Source organism: Stenotrophomonas sp. 1337, assembly GCF_031455455.1.
Taxonomy (GTDB): Bacteria; Pseudomonadota; Gammaproteobacteria; order Xanthomonadales; family Xanthomonadaceae; genus Stenotrophomonas; species Stenotrophomonas indicatrix.
In genome coordinates this window covers 329627-349162 of the sequence record NZ_JAVDSR010000002.1, presented here as the reverse complement: position 1 = coordinate 349162, position 19536 = coordinate 329627, and the positions used below count along the sequence as shown (strand labels likewise).

The window sequence follows — 19536 nt, the reverse complement described above, 5'->3', positions numbered from 1 at the left end:
GCGGGGCCGCGAAGGGATCACCGGCATGAACCAGTGGCTGTCTGTAACTAGTGCTGCATGTGCTGCAAGGCCGCACGCTCGATGATGCGGATTCCCGCCATCACTTCATCGTACTTTTCAGGTATGAGTACCTCGCGCTGCAGCTCCTGGTAGACCACGTTGTAGTCCAGCCCGATCGGGCCACCCGCGCCAACGCGCCACTGGGTGGAGACCCGCGAAAAGATCTCGATGGGAAGCACGCACTCCGGCCACAGCGTTACCTGCGGTGGCGGAAAATGCCTTGCCTTCAGTCCGAGCTGAAGCAACTCGGACTCGGTGGGGGCCTGCCAGTACAGGGCCCCCACCGCCTCGATCAGTTTCCCTTGCGTGCGACCTGCAGAGCCTGGGTGTAGCCACCGATGATGGCGCCATCCAGGCCGGCCTGCTGCTGCAGGGCGAGTTCCACGCCTGCCGTATCCAGGGCCACGTCGGCATCCCAGTCGACGACGATGTCCAGGATCGCCTGTGCCACGCTCAGTTCCTCCTCGGCCAACCGCTCCAGCAGCTGCGCATAGTCGGCCACCGGCAGGTGCCGGTAGGTCAGGTTGAGCTTCTGCTCGCGACCGTGACCGACGATGGTCAGGGTGCTCTTGAAGCTCTCTGGCGCCTTTACCTGGAACATCAGGCGCCCTCGACCAGGATGGAGTCGGCCAGCGCGGTGAACGTCGCGGTGGTGCCCATCGGGGTGTTGGCGGCCATCGTCGGGTCGCCGTTGTAGCTCAGGTAACCGTACCAGTACAGCACGTCACCACCGACCAGCTTGGCGCGCAGGATCACCGGTTCGCCCTTGGCGTCGACGTTCTTCAGGGCCGAGTACCACGGCTTCTTCGGATCGTAGAACAGCGGCAGGGTGATGGTCTTGGCGTTCTTGAAGGTCGGCATCTGCACCTGGCGACCGGTCGGGTCCTCCAGCAGGGTGCCGCTCCAGTACTGCTGCTCGCCACCTGCGGTGGTCGGGTCGCCCTGCTGGTCCAGGTCGACGAAGGCACCGGCCTTGCGCAGCACGCCGGCACCGCTGGTGGCGGGGAACAGCACGTTGTCGGTGGTATCGATGCCCAGCAGTTCAACGCTGCCGGTGGCTTCGGCACCGGCGCGGGTAGCGCGGTTGTTCAGGGCCGGCCAACCCGGCAGCTCGATGACCACCACATCGCCGGTGTCGACGCTGTTGGCGGCGACGCTGGCCAGTGCCGGCGCAGCCTTGGAGATCGCGCTCGTGGCGATGGCGGTGGAGACGACCGGTGCGAAGCCGAACTGGGTGCCCTTGGGAAGCTTGAGTGCCATGTTGCATTTCCTCATGTGGATTGAAAAAGACGAAGCCCGGCGCGTGCCGGGCTTCAGGTGGTACGTGGAGCAGTGGAACTACGGGTTGGCGTACCACAGCCCGAAATCGAGCCGTGCGCCGTACTTCCTGAGTGCCGGTTCATGCACGGCAATGGCGGCGCCAAAGGATTCAGACTTCGGCAGACCCGCGCAGACCTGATCTTCGATGTCACGGATCAGGGTGTTGGCCTGGGCACGGGTGTCTGCCCAGACGGTCAGCTGCACGCGAGCGTGCTTCTGGTCGGGGATGGACCCTTCGTTGAACCACAGCGCCTGCCCACCCACCTGCTGGTAGACCGCGCAGGGATAGGTGACTCGGTCCGGTGGAACATCCGGGTACAGGCGCCCCTGCAGCAATCCGCCAAGCAGTTGCTGCAACTTCGGTTCGTAACTCATCGCAGTGTCCTCGCTCAGGCGGTTGCAGCCAGCTGTTCGGTGAACAGCACGGCGGTGTGTCGCGTGCCAAGGTCGGGCACCACACCGGTAATATCGAACGTGTGGCCGTCGTGCACGATGTGCATTCCGATGCCAATGCCGGCTCGCTGCGCCGGCGCCAGGCGCACCTGGAAGCGCTGGCGGCGAATCGCTGCGGACAGCCCGCTGTCCAGCTTCACCCGCTGCACCGTGTCGGCACGTTCAAGAGGAATTGCCGCCCACAGATCGGCAACGCTCACCCACGCATCCAGAGGTTGGCCCCAGGCATCGACGCGCCCATCCTGGCGCTCGATGCGGATGCGACGGTTGAAGTGACCGGCGTTCATGGGGTCGCCGCCAGTCGGTAGGGATCGAGCAGTGCGGCGACGCCAAACGGCAGCTCCATCGCGAGGGCGGCAGCACCGACCGGTACATCCAAGGCGTGCGTGGAAACCACCACCGCTTCCCGATGCGCATACAGATGGCCCAATAGCAGGCGCACCGCAGCGCGGATGCTGTCGTTGGCCGGCAGGCCCTGCAGCAGCTGTGCGCTGCGTTCGGTGGCCACGGCCAGGCGACGATCAGCGACGTCACGCATGGCCTTGGCCTTGGCCGCGTTGGTCTCGGCATTGGCGGCGGCGACCGCGGCTTCATGCCCGGTCACCGCCGCCGCCATGTCCTGCGGCAACTGGTCCAGCGCCAGATCCAGTGCCGCCTGGTCGGCAAACAGCGCCCGCCGCAGGTAGGCCGACGCCGCGTCGGTCGCCGCGGCCAGCAGGTCGTCCAGAATGGCGTCGTCGTAGTCGCCGTCGATACGGCAGTGCATGCGGCACTGCTCAAGTGTCAGCAGGGGCATCGAATCCTCCTTCGTTGATGGATGTTGGATGCCCCGACCCTGCGCACGCGGCTACGCCGCACGCTGTCATCAAGGACGGTGCGAGAAGGGCAGGGTCGGGGCGGAAACAGAAACGGCCCCACCAGGACTGGCAGGGCCGCAAATACGATGACAAGGTGCCGACGGGCGGCGTAAACGCAAAAAGCCCCCGGCGGTCGCCAGAGGCTTGTATGTCATCGTGGTTGAAAAGATACGCCTGAGGTGTGCACCCGTCAATCCGTAAACCGTCACCAGTCTGGTGACTTTTCCGGGCCCTGCGCCGGTGCAGTCACAGAGGCGAGCGGTGGTCTGGATAGAATGGTGCGGCACCGCTTCCGCGGCGCTTTCCCAGCCGGATTTCTGCATGTCTTCCCGTTCCGAACGTTTCCTCGATCCACGCACCGAGCAGGGTGTGCTGCGGCTGTCCATCGCCGCCTCGCTGCTGCTGGCCGCCGCCGCAGTGGTATTCGGCCTGCTGGCCAATTCGTCGCTGATCATCTTCGATGGCATCTACGGCCTGATCGACGTGGTGATGACGTGGCTGTCGCTGCTGGTCGCGCGGCTGATCGCGCTGTCCACCCAGACCGACGCAGTGCAGTCGCGTTTGAACCAGCGCTTCACCATGGGCTTCTGGCATCTGGAACCGATCGTGCTGGGAGTCAGTGGCACGCTGATGATCGGTGCGGCGTTGTACGCACTGGTCAATGCGGTCGATGCGCTGATGTCGGGTGGGCGACAGATCGCGCTTGGCCCCGCAATCATCTTCGCGGCACTGTCGATCGTGGCTGAAAGCGCGCTGGCCTGGTTCGTGCTGCGTGCGAACCAGCGCATCGGTTCGGAGTTCATCGCACTGGATGCGAAGAACTGGGTGATCGCCGCGAGCATGTCGGCCTGCTATCTGCTGGCCTTCCTCGGTGGCGTGCTGGTGCGTGGCACGTCGCTGGCGTGGGTCGGCCCGTACATCGATCCGGCCATCCTCGCCTTCGTCTGCGTGCTGGTGATGATCGCGCCATTGGGCACGGTGCGGCGCGCGCTGGCCGGCATCCTGCTGGTTACCCCGCCGGAACTGCAGGCGCATGTGGATGCGGTGGCGCGGGCGATTGTTGCAAAGCACGGTTTCGTCGAGCACCGGAGTTACGTGGCGCAGGTGGGCCGTGGCGAGCAGATCGAGCTGTTCTTCGTGGTGCGTGAGGACGACCCGCCGCGGCCCCTGCTGGAATGGGATCACCTGCGTGATGAGATCGGCGATGCGCTGGGCGAATCGTCGCCGGACCGCTGGCTGACCATCATGTTCACCACCGACCGGGAATGGACGATCTAGGCCGGCAGGACGTTCAATCAAATTTTTCGGATTTATTGCAACCAAAGGTGTGCAGAATCCGGGCAAAGTAAGCTCCAACGCACTACCCACCCACTGACCAGGAGCATCCCGATGTCCATCGAAAAGGTTCTGTACACCGCCCAGGCCACGTCCACCGGCGGCCGTGAAGGCCGTTCCGTCTCGTCCGACAACGTGCTGGACATCCAGCTGTCGACCCCGCGCGAGCTGGGCGGCGCTGGCGGCCCGGGCACCAACCCGGAACAGCTGTTTGCTGCCGGCTATTCGGCCTGCTTCCTGGGCGCACTGAAGTTCGTCGCCGGCCAGGCCAAGGTCGCGCTGCCGGCCGACACCACCGTGACCGGCAAGGTCGGCATCGGCCAGATCCCGACCGGTTTCGGCATCGAAGCCGAGCTGACCATCAACGTGCCGGGCGTGCCGCGCGAGCAGGTGGAAGAGCTGGTGCAGAAGGCACACATCGTCTGCCCGTACTCCAACGCGACCCGCGGCAACATCGACGTGACGCTGATCGTTGCCTGATGCGGTGATGCCGGCCAGCGGCCGGCACTACCAAGCGGCTGGGCAAAAAAATGGGCGGATGCCGGTCGAAACCGGGCATCCGCCCATCCCACCTTCGTTGTCCCGCAAGGGGGCATGAGGTTGCCGGCCAGCGGCCGGCATTACCAGGTCACTTTTCGCTCGTGATGAGCTGCACGACGCTGGAGAAATCCAGCTTGCCGCGGCCGGCCTGGTGGTTCATCGAGTACAGGTTGCGGGCCACTTCGCCCAGCGGGATCGAGGCGCCGACGCTCATCGCCGCCTCCACCGCCAAGCCCATGTCCTTCAGCATCAGATCGCTGCCGAAGCCGCCGCTGTAACCGCGCGACGCCGGCGCGTTTTCCAGCACACCCGGCCACGGGTTGCACACTTCTGTGGCCCAGCTGCGGCCGGTGCTGACCGCCATCATCTGCGACAGCACCTTCGGGTCCAGACCGTGCGCAACGCCAAGCGCGATGGCTTCGCCGGTGACGGCCATGATCACGCCCAGCGCCATGTTGTTGCACAGCTTGGCGACCTGGCCGGCGCCGCTGGCACCCACATGGAAGATGTTCTTGCCCATCGCCTGCAGCACCGGGCGGGCGCGTTCAAGCGCGTCCTCTTCGCCACCGACGATGAAGGTCAGCGTGCCGGCCTGTGCGCCGGCAGTGCCACCGGACACCGGCGCGTCGATCATCTGCAGGCCACGTGCGGCAGCCGCTTCGGAGACCTTGCGCGCGCTGGCCGGGGCAATCGTGCTGCAGTCGATGACCAGCGCACCGGCGGGAATCGCGGCAAGGATGCCGTCATCACCCAGGTACACGCCTTCAACATGGCGACTGGCCGGCAGCATCGAGATCACCACCTCGGCCTCGGCCAGGGTCTCGCGTGCCGATGCCGCTGCGCTGGCACCCGCGTCGACCGCCGCCTGCACCGCGGCAGGCACCAGATCGAACACACGTACGGTGTGGCCGTTCTTGACCAGATTGGCGGCCATCGGGCCACCCATGTTGCCCAACCCAATGAATGCAACGCGGCTCATGCAAGGCTCCTTTCAGCGACAGGGGTACCCAGGTCGGCCAGCGGATGCGCGGCATCGGCCCAGGGAGAAGCGAAGAACGTATCGGCCCATGCGCGGTCGGCATCGGCCAGCGTGGCCGGGTTCCACGAGGGATTGCGGTCCTTGTCGATCAGCAGCGCGCGGATGCCTTCAGCAAAATCACCATGCGCGGCGCAATGCAGGGCGGTGATGTATTCCAGCCGGTACACGCTGGCCAGATCCTGGCCGGCGCTGCGGCGCTGCAGTTCGAAGGCCAACCGTGCCGAACCCGGCGCACCGGCGGCAAGGGTCTTCTGTGCGGCCTGCAGCCACGCGTCATCGGTCTGCAGGGTGCTGATGCGTTCGACGACGGCGGCCAGGTCATCGCCTGCGCACAGCGCATCGACCTGCGTAGCGTTGGCCAGCAGCGGTCCGGTAGCCGCATCGCTGGCAAACGACAGCAGCAGCTGTGACAGGCGCTCGTGGTTGCGTGCGGCATCGGTCGACCACGCGACCTGCAGCAGCGCATCGAACACCGCACTGCGGCGTTCCTCGGCCACATGCACGTCGGCCAGGCCGGCATAGATCGCATCGCCCGGGTTGAGCAGCGCACCGGTCAGGGCCAGGAACAGGCCACCGTTGCCCGGCACGCGCGGCAGCAGCCAGCTGCCACCCACGTCAGGGAACAGGCCCACGGTGATTTCCGGGAAGGCCAGCTTGGAGCGTTCGCTGACCACGCGGTGGCTGGCACCGGACATCAGGCCAATGCCGCCGCCCATCACGATGCCGTGGCCCCAGCACAGGATCGGCTTGGCGTAGGTATGGATCAGGTAGTCGACGCGGTACTCGACGTCGAAGAACTCGGCGGCGTAGTCGTTCCCGCGGATATCGTTTTGGCCGGCGTCGCGGTAGGCACGCATGCTCTGGTACAGGCTGTGCAGGTCACCGCCGGCGCAGAACGCCTTCTCACCGGCGCCCTGCAGCACCACCATGGCGATGCCGTCGTCGTCGGCCCAGGCATTCAACTGCTTCAGCAGCAGGTGCGCCATCGGCAGCGAGAAGCCATTGAGCGTGCGCGGTGCGTTGAGCGTGGCGATGCCGATGCGCGTGCCGTTGCCGGCCACGCGCTCTTCGAACAGCACCGATGCTTGCTCGGCAACGGTGTCGGTGGTCATGCGTTCTTCCACTGCGCGGCGCGCTTTTCAAGGAAGGCACTCACGCCCTCGACCTGGTCGGCGGTGTCGAACAGATCGACGAAGGCCTCGCGCTCGGCCACCAGCGCCGACGCATGGGTGCCGGTGCGGGTGGACTGCACCAACGTCTTGCAGGCGGCAATGCTGGTCGGGCTCTGCTTGCCGGCCTTCTTCGCCCATTCCAGTGCCAGCGCCTTGGCTTCGCCCTTGCCGACCTTTTCTTCGGCAAGACCAATCCGCACGGCGGTTTCGGCGTTGATGCGCTCGCCGAGCAGGATCATGCGCTTGGCCCAACCCTCGCCGACCAGGCGCGGCAGGTTCTGGGTGCCACCGGCGCACGGCAGCAGGCCGACGGTGGCCTCCGGCAGCGCAACCTGGGCGTGGTCTTCGATGATGCGCAGGTCGCAGGCCAGCGCGCACTCCAGGCCGCCGCCCATGGCGTAGCCGTTGATCGCAGCGATCGATACACCACGGAATGCGGACAGCGCCTCGAAGGCTTCGCCGAAACGGCGTGCCGCTTCGCGTGCGGCAGCCTTGTCGCCGGAAGCGAACTGGTTGAGGTCGGCCCCCGCGGAGAAGAACTTCTCGCCATCACCGGTGATCACCAGCGCGTAGATGTCGCGGTCTGCATTGAGTGCGCCCACCAGGTCGCGCAGCGCCGACAGGCTGTGCACGGTCCAGGTATGCGCCGGCGGGTTGTTCAGGGTGACCACGGCGGTGTGGCCATCGGCCTCGACCTTCAGGCCCACGTGCTCCTGGGTACGCCAATCCTTCATCGCAGTTCCTCTTCGGTGTTGAGCAGGTGACGGGCAACGATCACCCGCATGATCTCGTTGGTGCCTTCCAGGATCTGGTGCACGCGGCTGTCGCGCAGCAGGCGTTCGATCGGATATTCGCGGATGTAGCCGTAGCCCCCGTGGATCTGCAGGGCTTCGTTGCAGATGGTGAAGCCGGCATCGGTGGCGAAACGCTTGGCCATCGCGCACCACACGTTGGCATCGCTGGCACCGGCATCGAGCTTGCGCGCAGCGGTATGCACCATCTGCCGCGCGGCAACCAGCTCGATGGCCATGTCGGCCAGCTTGAACTGCAGCGCCTGGAATTCGGACAACGCCTTGCCGAACTGGCGGCGCTCGCCCATGTAGCGGCGTGCGGCATCCAGCGCGCCCTGCGCAGCACCCAGCGAGCACGCGGCGATATTGATGCGGCCACCATCGAGCCCCTTCATCGCCAGCTTGAAGCCGCCGCCTTCCTCTCCCAGAAGGTGGCTGACCGGTACGCGGACGTTTTCGAAGGTGATGCCGCGGGTGGGCTGGCTGTTCCAGCCCATCTTCTCTTCCTTGCGGCCATAGCTGATGCCCGGCAGGTCGGCCGGCACCGCGATCGCGCTGACCCCGCCTGCACCGGCACCGCCGGTACGTGCCATCACCACCAGCAGCTCGGTGGCACCGGCGCCGGAGATGAAGGCCTTGGAGCCATTCAACACGTAGAAATCGCCATCGCGCACGGCGGTGGTCTTCAGCGAGGCCGCGTCCGAACCGGCGCCCGGCTCGGTCAAGCAGTACGAGGCCAGTTTGCTGCCAGAAGACAGGTCATTGCCCCACGCGTCGCGCAGCGCCGGCTGGCCCCACTTGGAGACCATCCACGAGGCCATGTTGTGGATGCTGATATAGGCCGCGGTCGACGGGTCGACGTTGGCGAGCTCCTCGATGACGACGGCGGCGTCCAGTCGGCTCAGGCCGCTGCCGCCTACTTCCGGGTCCATGTACAGACCGCAGAAGCCCAGTTCACCGGCCTTGGCGATCGCCTCGCGCGGAAAGATGCCCTCCGCATCCCATCGCGCGGCGTGCGGCGCCAGTTCGGCCTGTGCGAAGTCACGCGCCGCTTCGCGGTACGCCTGCTGCGCTTCTTCCTGTTCCGTCGTCATCGAGTGGCTCATGGCTGCTCCCTGCGGTTACTTCAGGCTGATCGTGGTGTTGACGCCGTGGCTCAGCGTCTCGTCGTCGAACCAGCGCGCGGTGACGGTCTTGGTCTGCGTGTAGAACAGCACCACCTGCTTGCCGTACGGACCCAGGTCGCCCAGCTTGGAAGCACGCGAACCGGTGAACGAGAACAGCGGCACCGGCACCGGGATCGGCACGTTGATGCCGACCTGGCCGACGTCGATGTCTTCCTGGAACCGGCGTGCTGCGGCGCCGGACTGGGTGAACAGCGCGGTGCCGTTGCCGTTCGGGTTGCTGTTGACCATGGCGATGGCCTCATCCAGCGTTTCCGCTTCGAGGATGACCAGCACCGGCCCGAAGATTTCTTCCTGGTAGATGCGCATGTCGGTGGTGACACCGGCAAAGATGGTCGGGCCAACGAAATTGCCCTTCTCGAAACCATCGACCTGCGGCTTGCGGCCATCCAGCACCAGCTTGGCGCCCTGCTCCACGCCCGACGCGATCAGGCCTTCAACGCGATCACGGGCGCTGCAGGAAATGACCGGGCCGACGTCGGTGCCGGCGACCGTGCCACCGCTGACCTTCAGGGTCTTGGCCTTTTCGACCAGGTCCTGCACCCAACCGCGCGCTTCACCGACCAGCACCAGGGTGGAGGCGGCCATGCAGCGCTGGCCCGCCGCACCGAAGGCCGCGCCGACCATCGCATTGAGGGTCTGCTCCTTGTTGGCGTCCGGCAGCACCACGGCGTGGTTCTTGGCGCCCATCATGCACTGCACGCGCTTGCCGGCCAGCGAGGCGCGGTTGTACACGTGGGTACCGACGCGGGTGGAACCGACGAACGACACCGCCTTGATGTCCGGGTGGTCGCAGATGGCGTTGACCACTTCTTCGCCACCGTGGACCACGTTCAGCACGCCCTTGGGAATGCCCGCTTCCAGCGCCAGTTCGACCAGGCGCATGGTGACCATCGGGTCCTGCTCGGACGGCTTGAGGATGAAGGTGTTGCCGGTGGCAATGGCCATCGGGAACATCCACAGCGGAATCATCGCCGGGAAGTTGAACGGGGTGATGCCTGCGCACACGCCCAGCGGCTGCATGATCGAGTAGGTGTCCACGCCGTTGGCCACGTTGTTGGCCAGTTCGCCCAGCTGCAGGTTGCCGATGGCGGCCGCGTGCTCGACCACTTCCAGGCCGCGGAACACATCGCCTTCGGCGTCCGGCAGGGTCTTGCCCTGTTCGGCGGTGAGGATGTGCGCCAGCTCGCTCATGTTTTCGCGGATCAGCTGCTGGTACTTTAGGAAGATGCGCGCGCGGGTACCGATCGGGGTCTTGCGCCAGGTCTTGAAGGCTTCCTTGGCGGCAGCCACGGCGGCATCGACTTCACCCGTGGTGGCGAACGGCACCTGGGCCAGCACGTCCTGGGTGGCCGGGTTGATCACGTCCTGCCAGTGGGAGGTGGCCGATTCAACGAACTGGCCATCGATCAGCATGCGGATACGGGGCGCTGCAACAGTCATGACGACAATCCACGGGGTGCGAAAGATGCTTGGCATTATTCACAGGCCACGCCTCGATTTCCGGCCTGAATCCGCTTAATCTGGCCAATGCCCGCCACGGTTCCTGTTAATCCTGTGAATTATTCAGCCCCCCAGCGCCAGCTCGGCCTGCGTCTGCTGCGCCTGCGCGAGCAGCGCGGCTACAGCCAGGCCGACCTTGCCCGCGCCCTGGGGCTGTCGGCCAGCTACCTGAACCAGATCGAGCGCAACAAGCGCCCGCTGACGCCTGCGGTGCAGAAGAAGCTGGGCGAGGTGTTGGGCGATGTTTCCACCCTGTTCGACGACGATGAGCCCGCCGCGCTGCAGGAGTCGCTGGGCGAGACCCTGCGCGATCTGGGCCTGGCCGACGTCAGCGCCACCGAACTGCGCGCGCTGGCCGGCAACCTGCCGCAGGTCAGCCGCGCGCTGCTGGACCTGCATCGCCGCCACCTGGCATTGCGCGAGCATGCCGCCGCGCTGGAGTTCCAACTGGGCGAGCCGGGCGCGGGCAGCACGTTGCCGGCCGGCGACCAGGTGCGCGAGTTCTTCAACCGCATGCACAACCACATCCCCGAGCTGGACGAACTGGCCGAGCAGTTGTTCGCCGAATGGGGGCTGGCGCCGGGGCACGTGGCGCCACGGCTGCGCCAGCTGCTGGCCGACCGCCATGGGGTGCTGGTGGAAGTGGCCGCGCTGCAGGCCGGGCGCGAGAAGCGCCAGTACGATGCCGGCAGCCGTACGCTGTGGCTGCCCGACTACCTGGAGCCGGGCCAGCAGGCGTTCCAGATGGCGGTCGAGCTGGCGCTGCGCGGCTACCTGCCGCAGATCGATGCGGTGATCGCGCGCACCGGCTTCACCGACGAGGCCCGCATCGCACAGGCGCGTATCGGCCTGTCCAACTATTTCGCCGGTGCGCTGGTGATGCCGTACATGCGTTTCCTGCGCGCGGCCGAGGCCAGCGGTTATGACATCGAGCTGCTGGCGCATCAGTTCGGTGTGGGATTCGAGGCGGTCTGCCATCGGTTGAGTACGCTGGCACGCCGCAGTGCGCCGGGGCTGCCGTTCTTCTTCATCCGCGTGGACCGCGCCGGCAACGTGTCCAAGCGCCACTCGGCCACCGACTTCCATTTCTCGCAGGTGGGCGGTTCCTGCCCTTTGTGGATCGTCTATGAGGCGTTCAACCAGCCCGGGCGCATCCTCACCCAGACCGCGCGCATGCCCGATGGCCGCCGCCATTTCTGGCTGGCACGGCAGGTCAGCAGCGGCCCGGTCGGCCACGGCCAGCCACGCAAGACCTTCGCGGTGGCACTGGGGTGTGACCTGCAGCATGCGGATCGGCTGGTGTATTCGCTGGGGCTGGACGTGCAGAGCCCGGGCAATTCGGTGTCGATCGGGCCGGGTTGCCGGGTGTGCCCGCGCGAGGACTGCATGCAGCGCGCGTTTACCCAGTTGCCGGGGCGATAGGGGGCGGTCCGGCAGGGCTGCGCCCTGCACCTGCGGAGGCAACGTCAACGTCAACGTCAACGTCAAAAGCTGGCTATACCTGGGATGGCGGGGTGGGTCCGGTTGCGGGGGACGCCGTAAACCCGTCCATGGGGGCTTGGCCGCGGCATCCATGCCGCGGACACCCCCGCAATCGGACCCACCCCGCCTTCGACAGACCTCAGCGATCTGCCGGAATGGCATGACCTGCTTTTGGTGGGTGTCGACCTTGGTCGACACGGTAGATCCACGCCATGCGTGGATGCTCTTCGACGAATTGTCGAAATATTCGATTTCGATGGGGATTCATCCACGCATGGCGTGGATCTACTAAACCTTCCGCGCGTCCGTTGCATCCCAGTTCAACGCCTTCACCGGAGACGACCATGTTCATGCTGCGCCCCTGCCTGGCCTTGCTGCTCGCTGCTGTCGCTGCACCGGCATGGGCGACCTTTTCCATTGCCGCCTGCAACGAAGCCGGTGACTGCGGTGTGGCTGTCGCCACGCACAATCTCGCCGTCGGCGGTGTCGGCGTGCCGTGGGCGCAGGCGAAGGTCGGCGCGGTCGCCAGCCAGTTCGAAACCAACCCGACCTACGGCTCGAAGGGGCTGGCGCTGCTGGCCGAAGGTCGCACCCCGGCGCAGGTGCTCAAGCAGTTGCTGGACGAGGATGGCGACTTCGATGGCACCACCATCGCCGAGCGCCAGGTCGGGCTGGTCAGTGCGCGAGGCGGCAACGCGCAGTACACCGGCGCCACTGCACAGCGGGCCGATTGGGCCGGTGCCGTTGGCGAGGGCAAGGTGAGCGTGCAAGGCAACGGACTGGCCGGGCCGGACGTGCTGGCGGCGATGCAACGCGCGTTTACGACCACCCACGGTGCGCTTGCCGCGCGCCTGCTGGCAGCGCTGGAAGCGGGACAAGCGGCGGGTGGACAACGCAGCGGGCAATGGTCGGCGGCATTGCTGGTGCGCACGCCTGGCGGCGACTGGCAGGACACCGACCTGCGCGTGGATGCCGATCCGCGTGCCGTGGCGCGCCTGCGCGAGCTGTACGACATGCGGCTTTCGAATGAAGCGATCATCCGCGCCGAACAGCAGTGGGAACAGGGCGACGTGGCCGGCGCACGTGCGTCGCTGGCCACCTCGCTGGCGCTGGCGCATGGTTGGGACCGGACATGGGCACGCGCGGCGCGGCTGGCGATATCGCACGATGAAACCGCATTGGCCCGCGAGTACCTGGCGGGATTGCGCGCGCTCAACCCGGGATGGGTGAAGCAGGAATTGGCCTTGCCGTTGTATGCGCCATTGCGCGGCGATGCAGTGGTCGAGGCGTGGCGATAGCCAACGGTAGCGCCGGGCCATGCCCGGCGAGCGCAGCGGCGCACCGCGATCAATAGATCGGCGTCACCTTCATCTGTGGCAACGGCCGTGGCGAGCCGTCGGTGAGGTCGGGGCCAAGGTCATCCCAGCTGCGGCCCTGTTCCACCATCAGCCCCCACAGCTGCTGCGACGCCAGCCGCTTGTCTTCCGAACCCAGCTTGTACGACGGCGGTGGCGGCGTGCCGGTGGCCACCATCGCATAGGCCGCGCGATAGGCCAGCACCTGCTGCGCCGGATCATCGGTGCGCGATATCTCCAGCGTGTAGCGCTGGTAAGCCGAGGCCAGGTTGCGCCAACGAATCCAGTAATGGTTCTCGAACGAGAACGAACAGAAGCGCGCACCGGCGAGGCTGCCCTTGTCGGCGATGCGGGTCAGCACCTCCTGTGGCATGTCCAGGTTCATGCCACCCTCGTCGCCCTGCAGGCTCACATGCACGATGCGGTCGCGATACCCCGGCGCACGCGCCTGCAGCAGGTCGCGCCAGTTCTGCATGGTGGCCACCACCGCGAACAGGAAGCGGCCCAGCTCACCGGCCGCCAGCGGCGTGGCGATGGACTGGTAGTGCCGTTGCCATCCATGCCGGTTCTCGGTAGGCAGGAACACCGCGCGTTCCAGCGCCTGGCGGCTGTCGCTCTCGCGCACCACCGGCTCGGGGCGTTGCGGATAGACCAGGTTGATGGCGAAGGTCGGCCAGCGCGGCAGTGCGGCATCGAACAGGTGGATCGGGAAGTTGCTGCTGATGCCGCCGTCGGAGAACCAGCACACCCGGAACGCGGTGATCACCGGACCACAGCCCTGGCCCGCGCTGGTCAGCCCTTCCATGCTGTCGGCCACGTTGTGTCCGGCCTCTCCTGCAGCCGTCGACGTCGGCTCGCAGCGACGTTCGCGACGCGAGGGCTCATGCAGCGGCACCGCGCTGATCAGCAGCGGGAAGCTGAGGCTCATGCGCGTGGCCACCAGTACCGGCAGCGACGCGCCCTGCGGCAGATGGTAGTAGTTGCGGCCTTCAACCTCGCGCGCTGGGCCGGCACGGTCGACCATCCACTGCACCACACTGGCCGGGAACAGCTGCTCGAACTCCTCGCGCAGGAACCAGAACTGCGCCCCGCCCAACGGCAGCGTGCGCGGTTCGTTGTGCGATACGCAGGTGGTGATCATCTGCAGGGTGATCGCATGCGGGCTATCCGGTTCGCCTGCATAGCGCGGCGCGTCGTGCAGATCGGCGAAGGTCAGCGGTGCATCCATCGGCTTGCCCGACAGCTGCTGCAGGCTTTCATGCAGCCATTCGGTCAGCGCCGGCTTGCCTGCATCCCGGCTAAGCCCGCTGCACAGGCCCAGCAGGTTGCGCCGCGCCACCCGAGCCACGCGCAGCGCAGCGGCGGCCACGCCTGCGCCGTAGGCACACAGCAGCGACGGCAGCAGGGTCGCCGCCACGCCGCTCCAGCCACCGCCCCACCAGCCCAGGCCGAGCAGCAGTGCCAACGACACCAGCACTTCCAGCGGCGCGATCTGGAACACCGCGATGGCCAGGCACAGCAGCTTGCGTGGCCAGCCGGCGTTGCCGGTCAGCACCACCAGCAACCGATACGCAGCGCGCGCGCCGGCGGCGGGCTGGAACAGGCTGTAGATGAATCCACGCCGCGACAGCTGCGCCGACACCGCCGACAGGCCGCCATAGCCGGCGTCGCCAGGCAGCTGTTCGCCCCGTTGCTGGTGGCGGTCGCCGTATGCCGCAGCGGCGGCCACGGCAGCGGCGATCGCACCGGCCGAAGTGCCGCCGATGCTCTTGAAACGGTATTCGCGAGCCAATGCGAGCACCGCGTTGGGATACACGATGCCGCTGGTGATGCCGCCTTTCATGACCAGATCGCAGTACTTCGCCGCCACGAGCCACCTCCCGTCTGTCGGTGACCAGTATGGCAAGAGGCACTCTCACAGCCTGAGAAACGCGCCACAGCCCTGCGTTTTCATCGACCCTTGACCATTGCCGCCAACGCGTCCACCGTGGGCACGCCGAAGGTATCCCTGCCGTGGCTTCGATGGCGGCAGGGATTTAAACGGGAATCCGGTGAAGGCGCCTTGCGCGCCCATTCCGGAGCTGCCCCGCAGCGGTGAATGGAAACGAATCCTGCCAACAGCACTGGGCTCGCGCCTGGGAAGCGGCAGGTAGTAGGTGGGCCAGCCGGCCCGTGTCCATCAGCCCGAATACCGGCCCCGGCCGGGGGACACGACCGTCCCCTGACTCGACCTGGAATCTCCGCGGGGAGGTTGCCGGGGCCGTCGTCGTCCTGCGCGTGCAGGCGATGTGGCCGCGCGCGTCCTGTTCACGGTTTCCGTCCAGACCCGCTGCCCACGCCCAGATGCACCCGACGATGACCGAGCTCCAACGCCCCACCCTGACCCTTCCCGACAACGGCCAGCGCCTGTTGCTGCACTCGTGCTGTGCGCCATGCTCGGGCGAAGTGATGGAGGCGATCACCGCCTCCGGGATCGACTACGCGATCTTCTTCTACAACCCCAACATCCATCCGGTGAAGGAGTACGAGCTGCGCAAGCAGGAGAACATCCGCTTCGCCGAACAGCACGGCATCCCCTTCATCGACTGCGACTACGACACCGACAACTGGTTCAGCCGTGCGCGTGGCATGGAGAACGAACCCGAGCGTGGCATCCGCTGCACCATGTGCTTCGACATGCGCTTCGAGCGCACCGCGCTGTACGCGCACGAGCACGGCTACGACACCATCAGCTCCTCGCTGGGCATCTCGCGCTGGAAGAACATGGCGCAGATCAACGACTGTGGTGTGCGCGCCGCCTCGCGCTACGAGGGCCTGCAGTACTGGGACTACAACTGGCGCAAGGGCGGCGGTGCCAGCCGCATGATCGAGATCAGCAAGCGCGAGCAGTTCTACCCGCAGGAGTACTGTGGCTGCGTCTACTCGCTGCGCGATGCCAACCGCCATCGTCGCGAGAACGGCCGCGAGCGCATCAGGATCGGCCTGCTGTATTACGGGCAGGACAACGACACCGCCAGCGGCGATTGACGTGCGCGCGATGGGCGGCCACGCTGGCCGCCCATCTTCCGTTGTGCTGGACCTGCCATGACCGCCCTGCCCGCTGATGTCGCCCTGCTGGTGATCGACCTGCAGCCGGACTTCATGCCCGGTGGCGCCCTCGCCTGCGAACAGGGCGATGCGCTGGTGGCACCGATCAACGCGCTGCTGGCCGAGCGCCGCTACCGCACCGTGGTGGCCACCCAGGACTGGCACCCGGCCAACCATGCCTCCTTCGCCAGCCAGCACCCGGGCCATCTGCCTTTTGAAGCCATCCTGCTGCATGCACAGCCGCAGACCCTGTGGCCGGACCACTGCGTGCAGGGGGGCACCGGCGCCGCCCTGCACCCCGGCGTGGACTGGACCGTGGCCGACCTGATCCTGCGCAAGGGCAGCCGCCAGCAGGTGGATTCCTACAGTGCCTTCCGCGAGAACCACGGCCCGGACGGCACGCGCCCGGCCACCGGGCTGGCCGGCTGGCTGCACGAACGCGGCATCCGCGAGGTGCACGTGTGCGGGCTGGCCCGCGACTACTGCGTGCTGTGGAGCGCGCAGGACGCGGTGAAGTCGGGTTTCCGGGTGAAATTCCTGTGGGAGCTGACCCGGCCGGTGACCGAGGCCAATGACGGCATGGTGCGCGAAGCCCTGGCGAAGGCGAGGATCGCGATCCTGTAGGCAGCGTGTCGCCTCTGCCGCTTGTGCGCCTGATTCGCCCCCTGCAGAATCGAGCCCATCCAGCCCTCCAAGTACGCCCCCCAACAGATCGCGGGACGGCCGAACCGAGGGCTTTTTCATTGGACGAAGCCAGGAGGGCAACGGTATGCCGACGGCAGTTCTCATTGATGGCGGCTATTTCATCAAACGCTTTCGCCGCATCGAGCCCCACAACGCCTACAACGCTCAACGCGCCGCCGAGGTCGCTCACCGATGGGCCCTCGCCCATCTGAAGCATGCAAGTGGCGAGCGACGCGATCTCTATCGCATCTTCTTCTACGGTTGCCCGCCGCTGTGCAAGAGGATGCACAACCCGATTTCGGGGCTGTGCATCGACTACTCGCGATCCGACGAAGCACTGTTCAGATCCAGCCTGCACGAGGCGCTGAAGCAGAAGCGGAAGGTCGCCCTGCGTCTTGGCCACCTCACCGACTTCAGTTCGTGGACGACCGGATCGCGAACCTTCGACGACCTGCTCAAGGGCAAGCGGACCTTCGGCGATCTTCAAGCCGATGAGCTGCAACCGGATGTGCGACAGAAAGGCGTGGACATGCGCATCGGCATCGACATTTCCTCACTCGCCCTCAAGCGCCAGGTCCGCCAGATCATCCTGATGGCCGGCGATGCCGACTTCGTGCCCGCCGCGAAGCTCGCCCGGCGTGAAGGGGTCGATTTTGTATTGGATCCGATGTGGTCATCCATTCCCAAAGGGCTGAGGGAACATATCGATGGCGTGCGCTCCACCTGTCCCAGGCCAGTCCAGCAGCAGCGGGCGCGTCGTGGGCGGTTGCCGGGCTCCATCCCGGGCACTGCCCGCGTTACCTGAACACCACCGTGCGGTGCCCGTTGAGCAGGATGCGGTGCTCCACATGCCGGCGTACCGCCCGCGCCAACACCTGCGATTCGGTATCGCTGCCCAGCCGTACCAGCTCGCGCGGGGTCATCGCGTGGTCCACGCGGGCCACGTCCTGTTCGATGATCGGGCCTTCGTCCAGGTCTTCGGTGACGTAGTGCGCGGTGGCGCCGATGATCTTGACCCCGCGCGCGTGCGCCTGGTGGTACGGCTGCGCGCCCTTGAAGCTGGGCAGGAAGCTGTGGTGGATGTTGATCGCCCTGCCCGCCAGCGCACGGCACAGCGTGGGCGAGAGAATCTGCATGTAGCGCGCCAGCACCACCAGGTCGATGCGCTCGCGCTCGACCAGATCGATGATCTGCTGTTCCTGCGCCGCGCGCGTGTCGGCGTTCACCGGCAGGTGGTGGAACGGCACCTGGTAGGACGCTGCCAGTGCTGCGAAGTCGGCATGGTTGGAGGCCACCGCAGCGATGTCCACCTTCAACTGGCCGCTGTGGGCACGGAACAGCAGGTCGTTCAGGCAATGGCCCTGCTTGCTGACCAGCACCAGCAGGCGCGGCCGGCGGCGGCCATCATGCAGCTGCCAGTCCATGCCGAAGTCTGCGGCCAGTGCGGCCATCGCGGCGTGCACGGTGTCCAGCGGCAGGCCCGCATCGCGGTCGAAGTGCACGCGCAGGAAGAAGCGACCGCTCTCCTCATCGCCGAACTGCTGGGCGTCGAGGATGTTGCAGCCGTGGTCGAACAACAGGCCCGACACGCGGTAGACGATGCCGGTACGGTCGGGACAGGAGAGAGTGAGGATGGAATCGGGGCGCATCGCCGGAGTGTAGGCCAGCGCCGCTGCGCGGTGCACGATGGTCACCGATGCAACCGACTGCTTGGGACAGACCCAAGCGATACTTGGCCTTCCGCATGGCAAGCTGGTCGGTCATGAACCTGTTGCAGCTCATCCGCAGCTTCACCCGCACCGCAGAGACCGGCAGCATTGCCGCTGCGGCGCGCACCCTTGGCATCAGCGCCACCGCCGTGGGCCAGAACATCAACCGGCTGGAAGCCCATCTGGGCGTCCGCCTGCTGAACCGCAGCACGCGCCAGCTGGCGCTGAGCGAGGCCGGCACGGTGTACCTGGCGCAGGTGCGGCATATCGAAGCCGACCTGGCGCGCGCGCAGGCGATGGTGACCGCCGGCGACGTGGAGCCGGCCGGGCCCCTGCGCATCGCCAGCAGCAGCGCGTTCGGCCGGCACGTGCTGGCACCGCTGCTGCCCTCATTGCAGCAGCGCTACCCGCAGCTGCAGCTGGAGCTGCGCCTGACCGATCGCGCCGTGCAGCACGGTGCCGAGGCGGTGGATGCCAGCATCCGCATCGGCGCGCAGCTGGAGGACGGGCTGGTGGCACGTCCACTGGCGCGCATCCCGTTCGTGTTCTGCGCCTCGCCGGCGTACCTGCAGGCGCACGGCACGCCGCTGCAACCGGCGCAGCTGGCCGCCCATCGCGGCCTGCTGCATCGCTTTCCCACCGATGGCCGGCCACTGCGCTGGGGCCTGCTGAAGGACGGCGAGCGGGTGGATGCCGCGCTGCCGCCGAGCATGGTCTGCGATGACATCGACGCGCTGGCCGAGCTGGCCGCCGCCGGTGCCGGCATCACCCGGCTGGCGGCGTTCGTGGCCGAGCCCTACCTGCGCGATGGTCGCCTGCAATGCGTGTTCGGTTGCGGCACCGACTGGCAGCCGGAACCGATGGACGTCTACTTCTGCGTGAGCGACCGCCGCGATTTCACCGCCAAGATCCGCGCGCTGTTCGAGCACCTGCAGGCCGGCCTGCCGCCGGCCTGGCAGGTGTAG

Annotated in this window: 21 protein-coding genes and 1 riboswitch; of the genes, 8 read left to right on the top strand and 13 right to left on the bottom strand. The window is 66.7% G+C overall.

The annotated features are described in order from the left end of the window. Positions 1–47: 47 nt before the first annotated feature. The 6 genes from J2X70_RS05495 to J2X70_RS05470 all read right to left on the bottom strand — a co-directional run bounded on the left by J2X70_RS05495 (position 48) and on the right by J2X70_RS05470 (position 2629). Positions 48–305, bottom strand: a complete 258-nt coding sequence (locus J2X70_RS05495) for a DUF1799 domain-containing protein (RefSeq protein WP_309909331.1) — start codon at positions 303–305, stop codon at positions 48–50. A gap of 47 nt (positions 306–352) precedes the next feature. Continuing rightward, positions 353–661 carry a phage tail assembly chaperone gene (locus J2X70_RS05490; RefSeq protein ID WP_025875726.1) on the bottom strand — a complete coding sequence of 103 codons (309 nt, stop codon included), beginning with the start codon at positions 659–661 and terminating at the stop codon, positions 353–355. After that, on the bottom strand, positions 661–1320 hold the full coding sequence (locus tag J2X70_RS05485) for a phage tail protein (RefSeq protein ID WP_025875728.1): 660 nt from the start codon (positions 1318–1320) through the stop codon (positions 661–663). Before J2X70_RS05485 ends, J2X70_RS05490 begins: the two co-directional genes overlap by 1 nt. Before the next feature lie 78 nt (positions 1321–1398). After that, entirely contained in the window at positions 1399–1755 is a 357-nt protein-coding gene (locus tag J2X70_RS05480) for a DUF3168 domain-containing protein (protein WP_025875730.1), read from the bottom strand. 14 nt (positions 1756–1769) lie between these two features. Further along, complete coding sequence (locus tag J2X70_RS05475; protein ID WP_309909328.1) at positions 1770–2120, bottom strand: head-tail adaptor protein; 351 nt, start codon at positions 2118–2120, stop codon at positions 1770–1772. Further along, positions 2117–2629: a head-tail connector protein gene (locus J2X70_RS05470; protein ID WP_309909326.1), complete on the bottom strand. Its 513-nt coding sequence runs from the start codon at positions 2627–2629 to the stop codon at positions 2117–2119. The genes J2X70_RS05475 and J2X70_RS05470 overlap by 4 nt, the downstream gene beginning before the upstream one ends. A 382-nt stretch (positions 2630–3011) precedes the next feature. Here J2X70_RS05470 and J2X70_RS05465 point away from each other — a divergent pair, with 382 nt between their 5' ends. After that, entirely contained in the window at positions 3012–3968 is a 957-nt protein-coding gene (locus tag J2X70_RS05465) for a cation transporter (protein ID WP_025875736.1), read from the top strand. Between the two features lie 111 nt (positions 3969–4079). Beyond that, the gene (locus tag J2X70_RS05460; protein ID WP_004153735.1) at positions 4080–4505 is read left to right on the top strand and encodes an organic hydroperoxide resistance protein; all 426 of its coding nucleotides are present in this window, start codon (positions 4080–4082) and stop codon (positions 4503–4505) included. A 148-nt stretch (positions 4506–4653) separates the two neighbouring features. Here J2X70_RS05460 and mmsB read toward each other — a convergent pair whose 3' ends face one another. Genes mmsB through J2X70_RS05435 form a run of 5 tightly spaced genes read right to left on the bottom strand, consistent with a single transcriptional unit; the run spans position 4654 to position 10194 of the window. Beyond that, complete coding sequence (gene mmsB / locus J2X70_RS05455) at positions 4654–5544, bottom strand: 3-hydroxyisobutyrate dehydrogenase (protein WP_088100756.1); 891 nt, start codon at positions 5542–5544, stop codon at positions 4654–4656. Then, a complete protein-coding gene (locus tag J2X70_RS05450) occupies positions 5541–6716 on the bottom strand; it encodes an enoyl-CoA hydratase/isomerase family protein (protein WP_309909323.1) in 1176 nt (391 codons plus the stop codon). The genes mmsB and J2X70_RS05450 overlap by 4 nt, the downstream gene beginning before the upstream one ends. Next, on the bottom strand, positions 6713–7510 hold the full coding sequence (locus tag J2X70_RS05445) for an enoyl-CoA hydratase (RefSeq protein ID WP_059064019.1): 798 nt from the start codon (positions 7508–7510) through the stop codon (positions 6713–6715). Before J2X70_RS05445 ends, J2X70_RS05450 begins: the two co-directional genes overlap by 4 nt. Then, entirely contained in the window at positions 7507–8673 is a 1167-nt protein-coding gene (locus J2X70_RS05440; protein ID WP_025875746.1) for an acyl-CoA dehydrogenase family protein, read from the bottom strand. Before J2X70_RS05440 ends, J2X70_RS05445 begins: the two co-directional genes overlap by 4 nt. Positions 8674–8688: 15 nt before the next feature. Then, positions 8689–10194 carry a CoA-acylating methylmalonate-semialdehyde dehydrogenase gene (locus tag J2X70_RS05435; protein ID WP_025875748.1) on the bottom strand — a complete coding sequence of 502 codons (1506 nt, stop codon included), beginning with the start codon at positions 10192–10194 and terminating at the stop codon, positions 8689–8691. An 87-nt stretch (positions 10195–10281) separates the two neighbouring features. Here J2X70_RS05435 and J2X70_RS05430 point away from each other — a divergent pair, with 87 nt between their 5' ends. Together J2X70_RS05430 and J2X70_RS05425 are read left to right on the top strand one after the other, a co-directional pair. Next, positions 10282–11676: a short-chain fatty acyl-CoA regulator family protein gene (locus tag J2X70_RS05430; protein ID WP_309909320.1), complete on the top strand. Its 1395-nt coding sequence runs from the start codon at positions 10282–10284 to the stop codon at positions 11674–11676. 404 nt (positions 11677–12080) lie between these two features. Further along, positions 12081–13034: a DUF1028 domain-containing protein gene (locus J2X70_RS05425; protein ID WP_309909319.1), complete on the top strand. Its 954-nt coding sequence runs from the start codon at positions 12081–12083 to the stop codon at positions 13032–13034. A gap of 49 nt (positions 13035–13083) precedes the next feature. Here the strand turns inward: J2X70_RS05425 and J2X70_RS05420 are convergent, their stop codons facing one another. After that, positions 13084–14934, bottom strand: a complete 1851-nt coding sequence (locus J2X70_RS05420) for a patatin-like phospholipase family protein (protein ID WP_309909317.1) — start codon at positions 14932–14934, stop codon at positions 13084–13086. A gap of 154 nt (positions 14935–15088) precedes the next feature. Beyond that, positions 15089–15306, top strand: a riboswitch (cobalamin riboswitch). A gap of 140 nt (positions 15307–15446) precedes the next feature. Here J2X70_RS05420 and J2X70_RS05415 point away from each other — a divergent pair. From J2X70_RS05415 to J2X70_RS05405, 3 genes are all read left to right on the top strand, one after another. Continuing rightward, a complete protein-coding gene (locus J2X70_RS05415) occupies positions 15447–16118 on the top strand; it encodes an epoxyqueuosine reductase QueH (protein WP_309909315.1) in 672 nt (223 codons plus the stop codon). 57 nt (positions 16119–16175) lie between these two features. Beyond that, positions 16176–16802, top strand: a complete 627-nt coding sequence (gene pncA, locus J2X70_RS05410) for a bifunctional nicotinamidase/pyrazinamidase (RefSeq protein WP_309909314.1) — start codon at positions 16176–16178, stop codon at positions 16800–16802. A gap of 145 nt (positions 16803–16947) precedes the next feature. After that, on the top strand, positions 16948–17667 hold the full coding sequence (locus J2X70_RS05405; RefSeq protein WP_309909312.1) for an NYN domain-containing protein: 720 nt from the start codon (positions 16948–16950) through the stop codon (positions 17665–17667). Here J2X70_RS05405 and purU read toward each other — a convergent pair. Then, a complete protein-coding gene (gene purU, locus J2X70_RS05400; protein WP_093820901.1) occupies positions 17660–18511 on the bottom strand; it encodes a formyltetrahydrofolate deformylase in 852 nt (283 codons plus the stop codon). The two genes, J2X70_RS05405 and purU, sit on opposite strands and share 8 nt — an antisense overlap. Positions 18512–18624: 113 nt before the next feature. Here purU and J2X70_RS05395 point away from each other — a divergent pair, with 113 nt between their 5' ends. After that, complete coding sequence (locus J2X70_RS05395; protein WP_025875767.1) at positions 18625–19536, top strand: LysR family transcriptional regulator; 912 nt, start codon at positions 18625–18627, stop codon at positions 19534–19536.

Excerpts from the sequence above, each read along its gene's own strand:
- J2X70_RS05490 (WP_025875726.1), bottom strand. The coding sequence starts at position 661 with ATGTTCCAGGTAAAGGCGCCAGAGAGCTTCAAGAGCACCCTGACCATC.
- J2X70_RS05485 (WP_025875728.1), bottom strand. The coding sequence starts at position 1,320 with ATGGCACTCAAGCTTCCCAAGGGCACCCAGTTCGGCTTCGCACCGGTC.
- J2X70_RS05480 (WP_025875730.1), bottom strand. The coding sequence starts at position 1,755 with ATGAGTTACGAACCGAAGTTGCAGCAACTGCTTGGCGGATTGCTGCAG.
- J2X70_RS05475 (WP_309909328.1), bottom strand. The coding sequence starts at position 2,120 with ATGAACGCCGGTCACTTCAACCGTCGCATCCGCATCGAGCGCCAGGAT.
- J2X70_RS05470 (WP_309909326.1), bottom strand. The coding sequence starts at position 2,629 with ATGCCCCTGCTGACACTTGAGCAGTGCCGCATGCACTGCCGTATCGAC.
- J2X70_RS05465 (WP_025875736.1), top strand. The coding sequence starts at position 3,012 with ATGTCTTCCCGTTCCGAACGTTTCCTCGATCCACGCACCGAGCAGGGT.
- J2X70_RS05460 (WP_004153735.1), top strand. The coding sequence starts at position 4,080 with ATGTCCATCGAAAAGGTTCTGTACACCGCCCAGGCCACGTCCACCGGC.
- mmsB (WP_088100756.1), bottom strand. The coding sequence starts at position 5,544 with ATGAGCCGCGTTGCATTCATTGGGTTGGGCAACATGGGTGGCCCGATG.
- J2X70_RS05450 (WP_309909323.1), bottom strand. The coding sequence starts at position 6,716 with ATGACCACCGACACCGTTGCCGAGCAAGCATCGGTGCTGTTCGAAGAG.
- J2X70_RS05445 (WP_059064019.1), bottom strand. The coding sequence starts at position 7,510 with ATGAAGGATTGGCGTACCCAGGAGCACGTGGGCCTGAAGGTCGAGGCC.
- J2X70_RS05440 (WP_025875746.1), bottom strand. The coding sequence starts at position 8,673 with ATGAGCCACTCGATGACGACGGAACAGGAAGAAGCGCAGCAGGCGTAC.
- J2X70_RS05435 (WP_025875748.1), bottom strand. The coding sequence starts at position 10,194 with ATGACTGTTGCAGCGCCCCGTATCCGCATGCTGATCGATGGCCAGTTC.
- J2X70_RS05430 (WP_309909320.1), top strand. The coding sequence starts at position 10,282 with ATGCCCGCCACGGTTCCTGTTAATCCTGTGAATTATTCAGCCCCCCAG.
- J2X70_RS05425 (WP_309909319.1), top strand. The coding sequence starts at position 12,081 with ATGTTCATGCTGCGCCCCTGCCTGGCCTTGCTGCTCGCTGCTGTCGCT.
- J2X70_RS05420 (WP_309909317.1), bottom strand. The coding sequence starts at position 14,934 with ATGAAAGGCGGCATCACCAGCGGCATCGTGTATCCCAACGCGGTGCTC.
- J2X70_RS05415 (WP_309909315.1), top strand. The coding sequence starts at position 15,447 with ATGACCGAGCTCCAACGCCCCACCCTGACCCTTCCCGACAACGGCCAG.
- pncA (WP_309909314.1), top strand. The coding sequence starts at position 16,176 with ATGACCGCCCTGCCCGCTGATGTCGCCCTGCTGGTGATCGACCTGCAG.
- J2X70_RS05405 (WP_309909312.1), top strand. The coding sequence starts at position 16,948 with ATGCCGACGGCAGTTCTCATTGATGGCGGCTATTTCATCAAACGCTTT.
- purU (WP_093820901.1), bottom strand. The coding sequence starts at position 18,511 with ATGCGCCCCGATTCCATCCTCACTCTCTCCTGTCCCGACCGTACCGGC.
- J2X70_RS05395 (WP_025875767.1), top strand. The coding sequence starts at position 18,625 with ATGAACCTGTTGCAGCTCATCCGCAGCTTCACCCGCACCGCAGAGACC.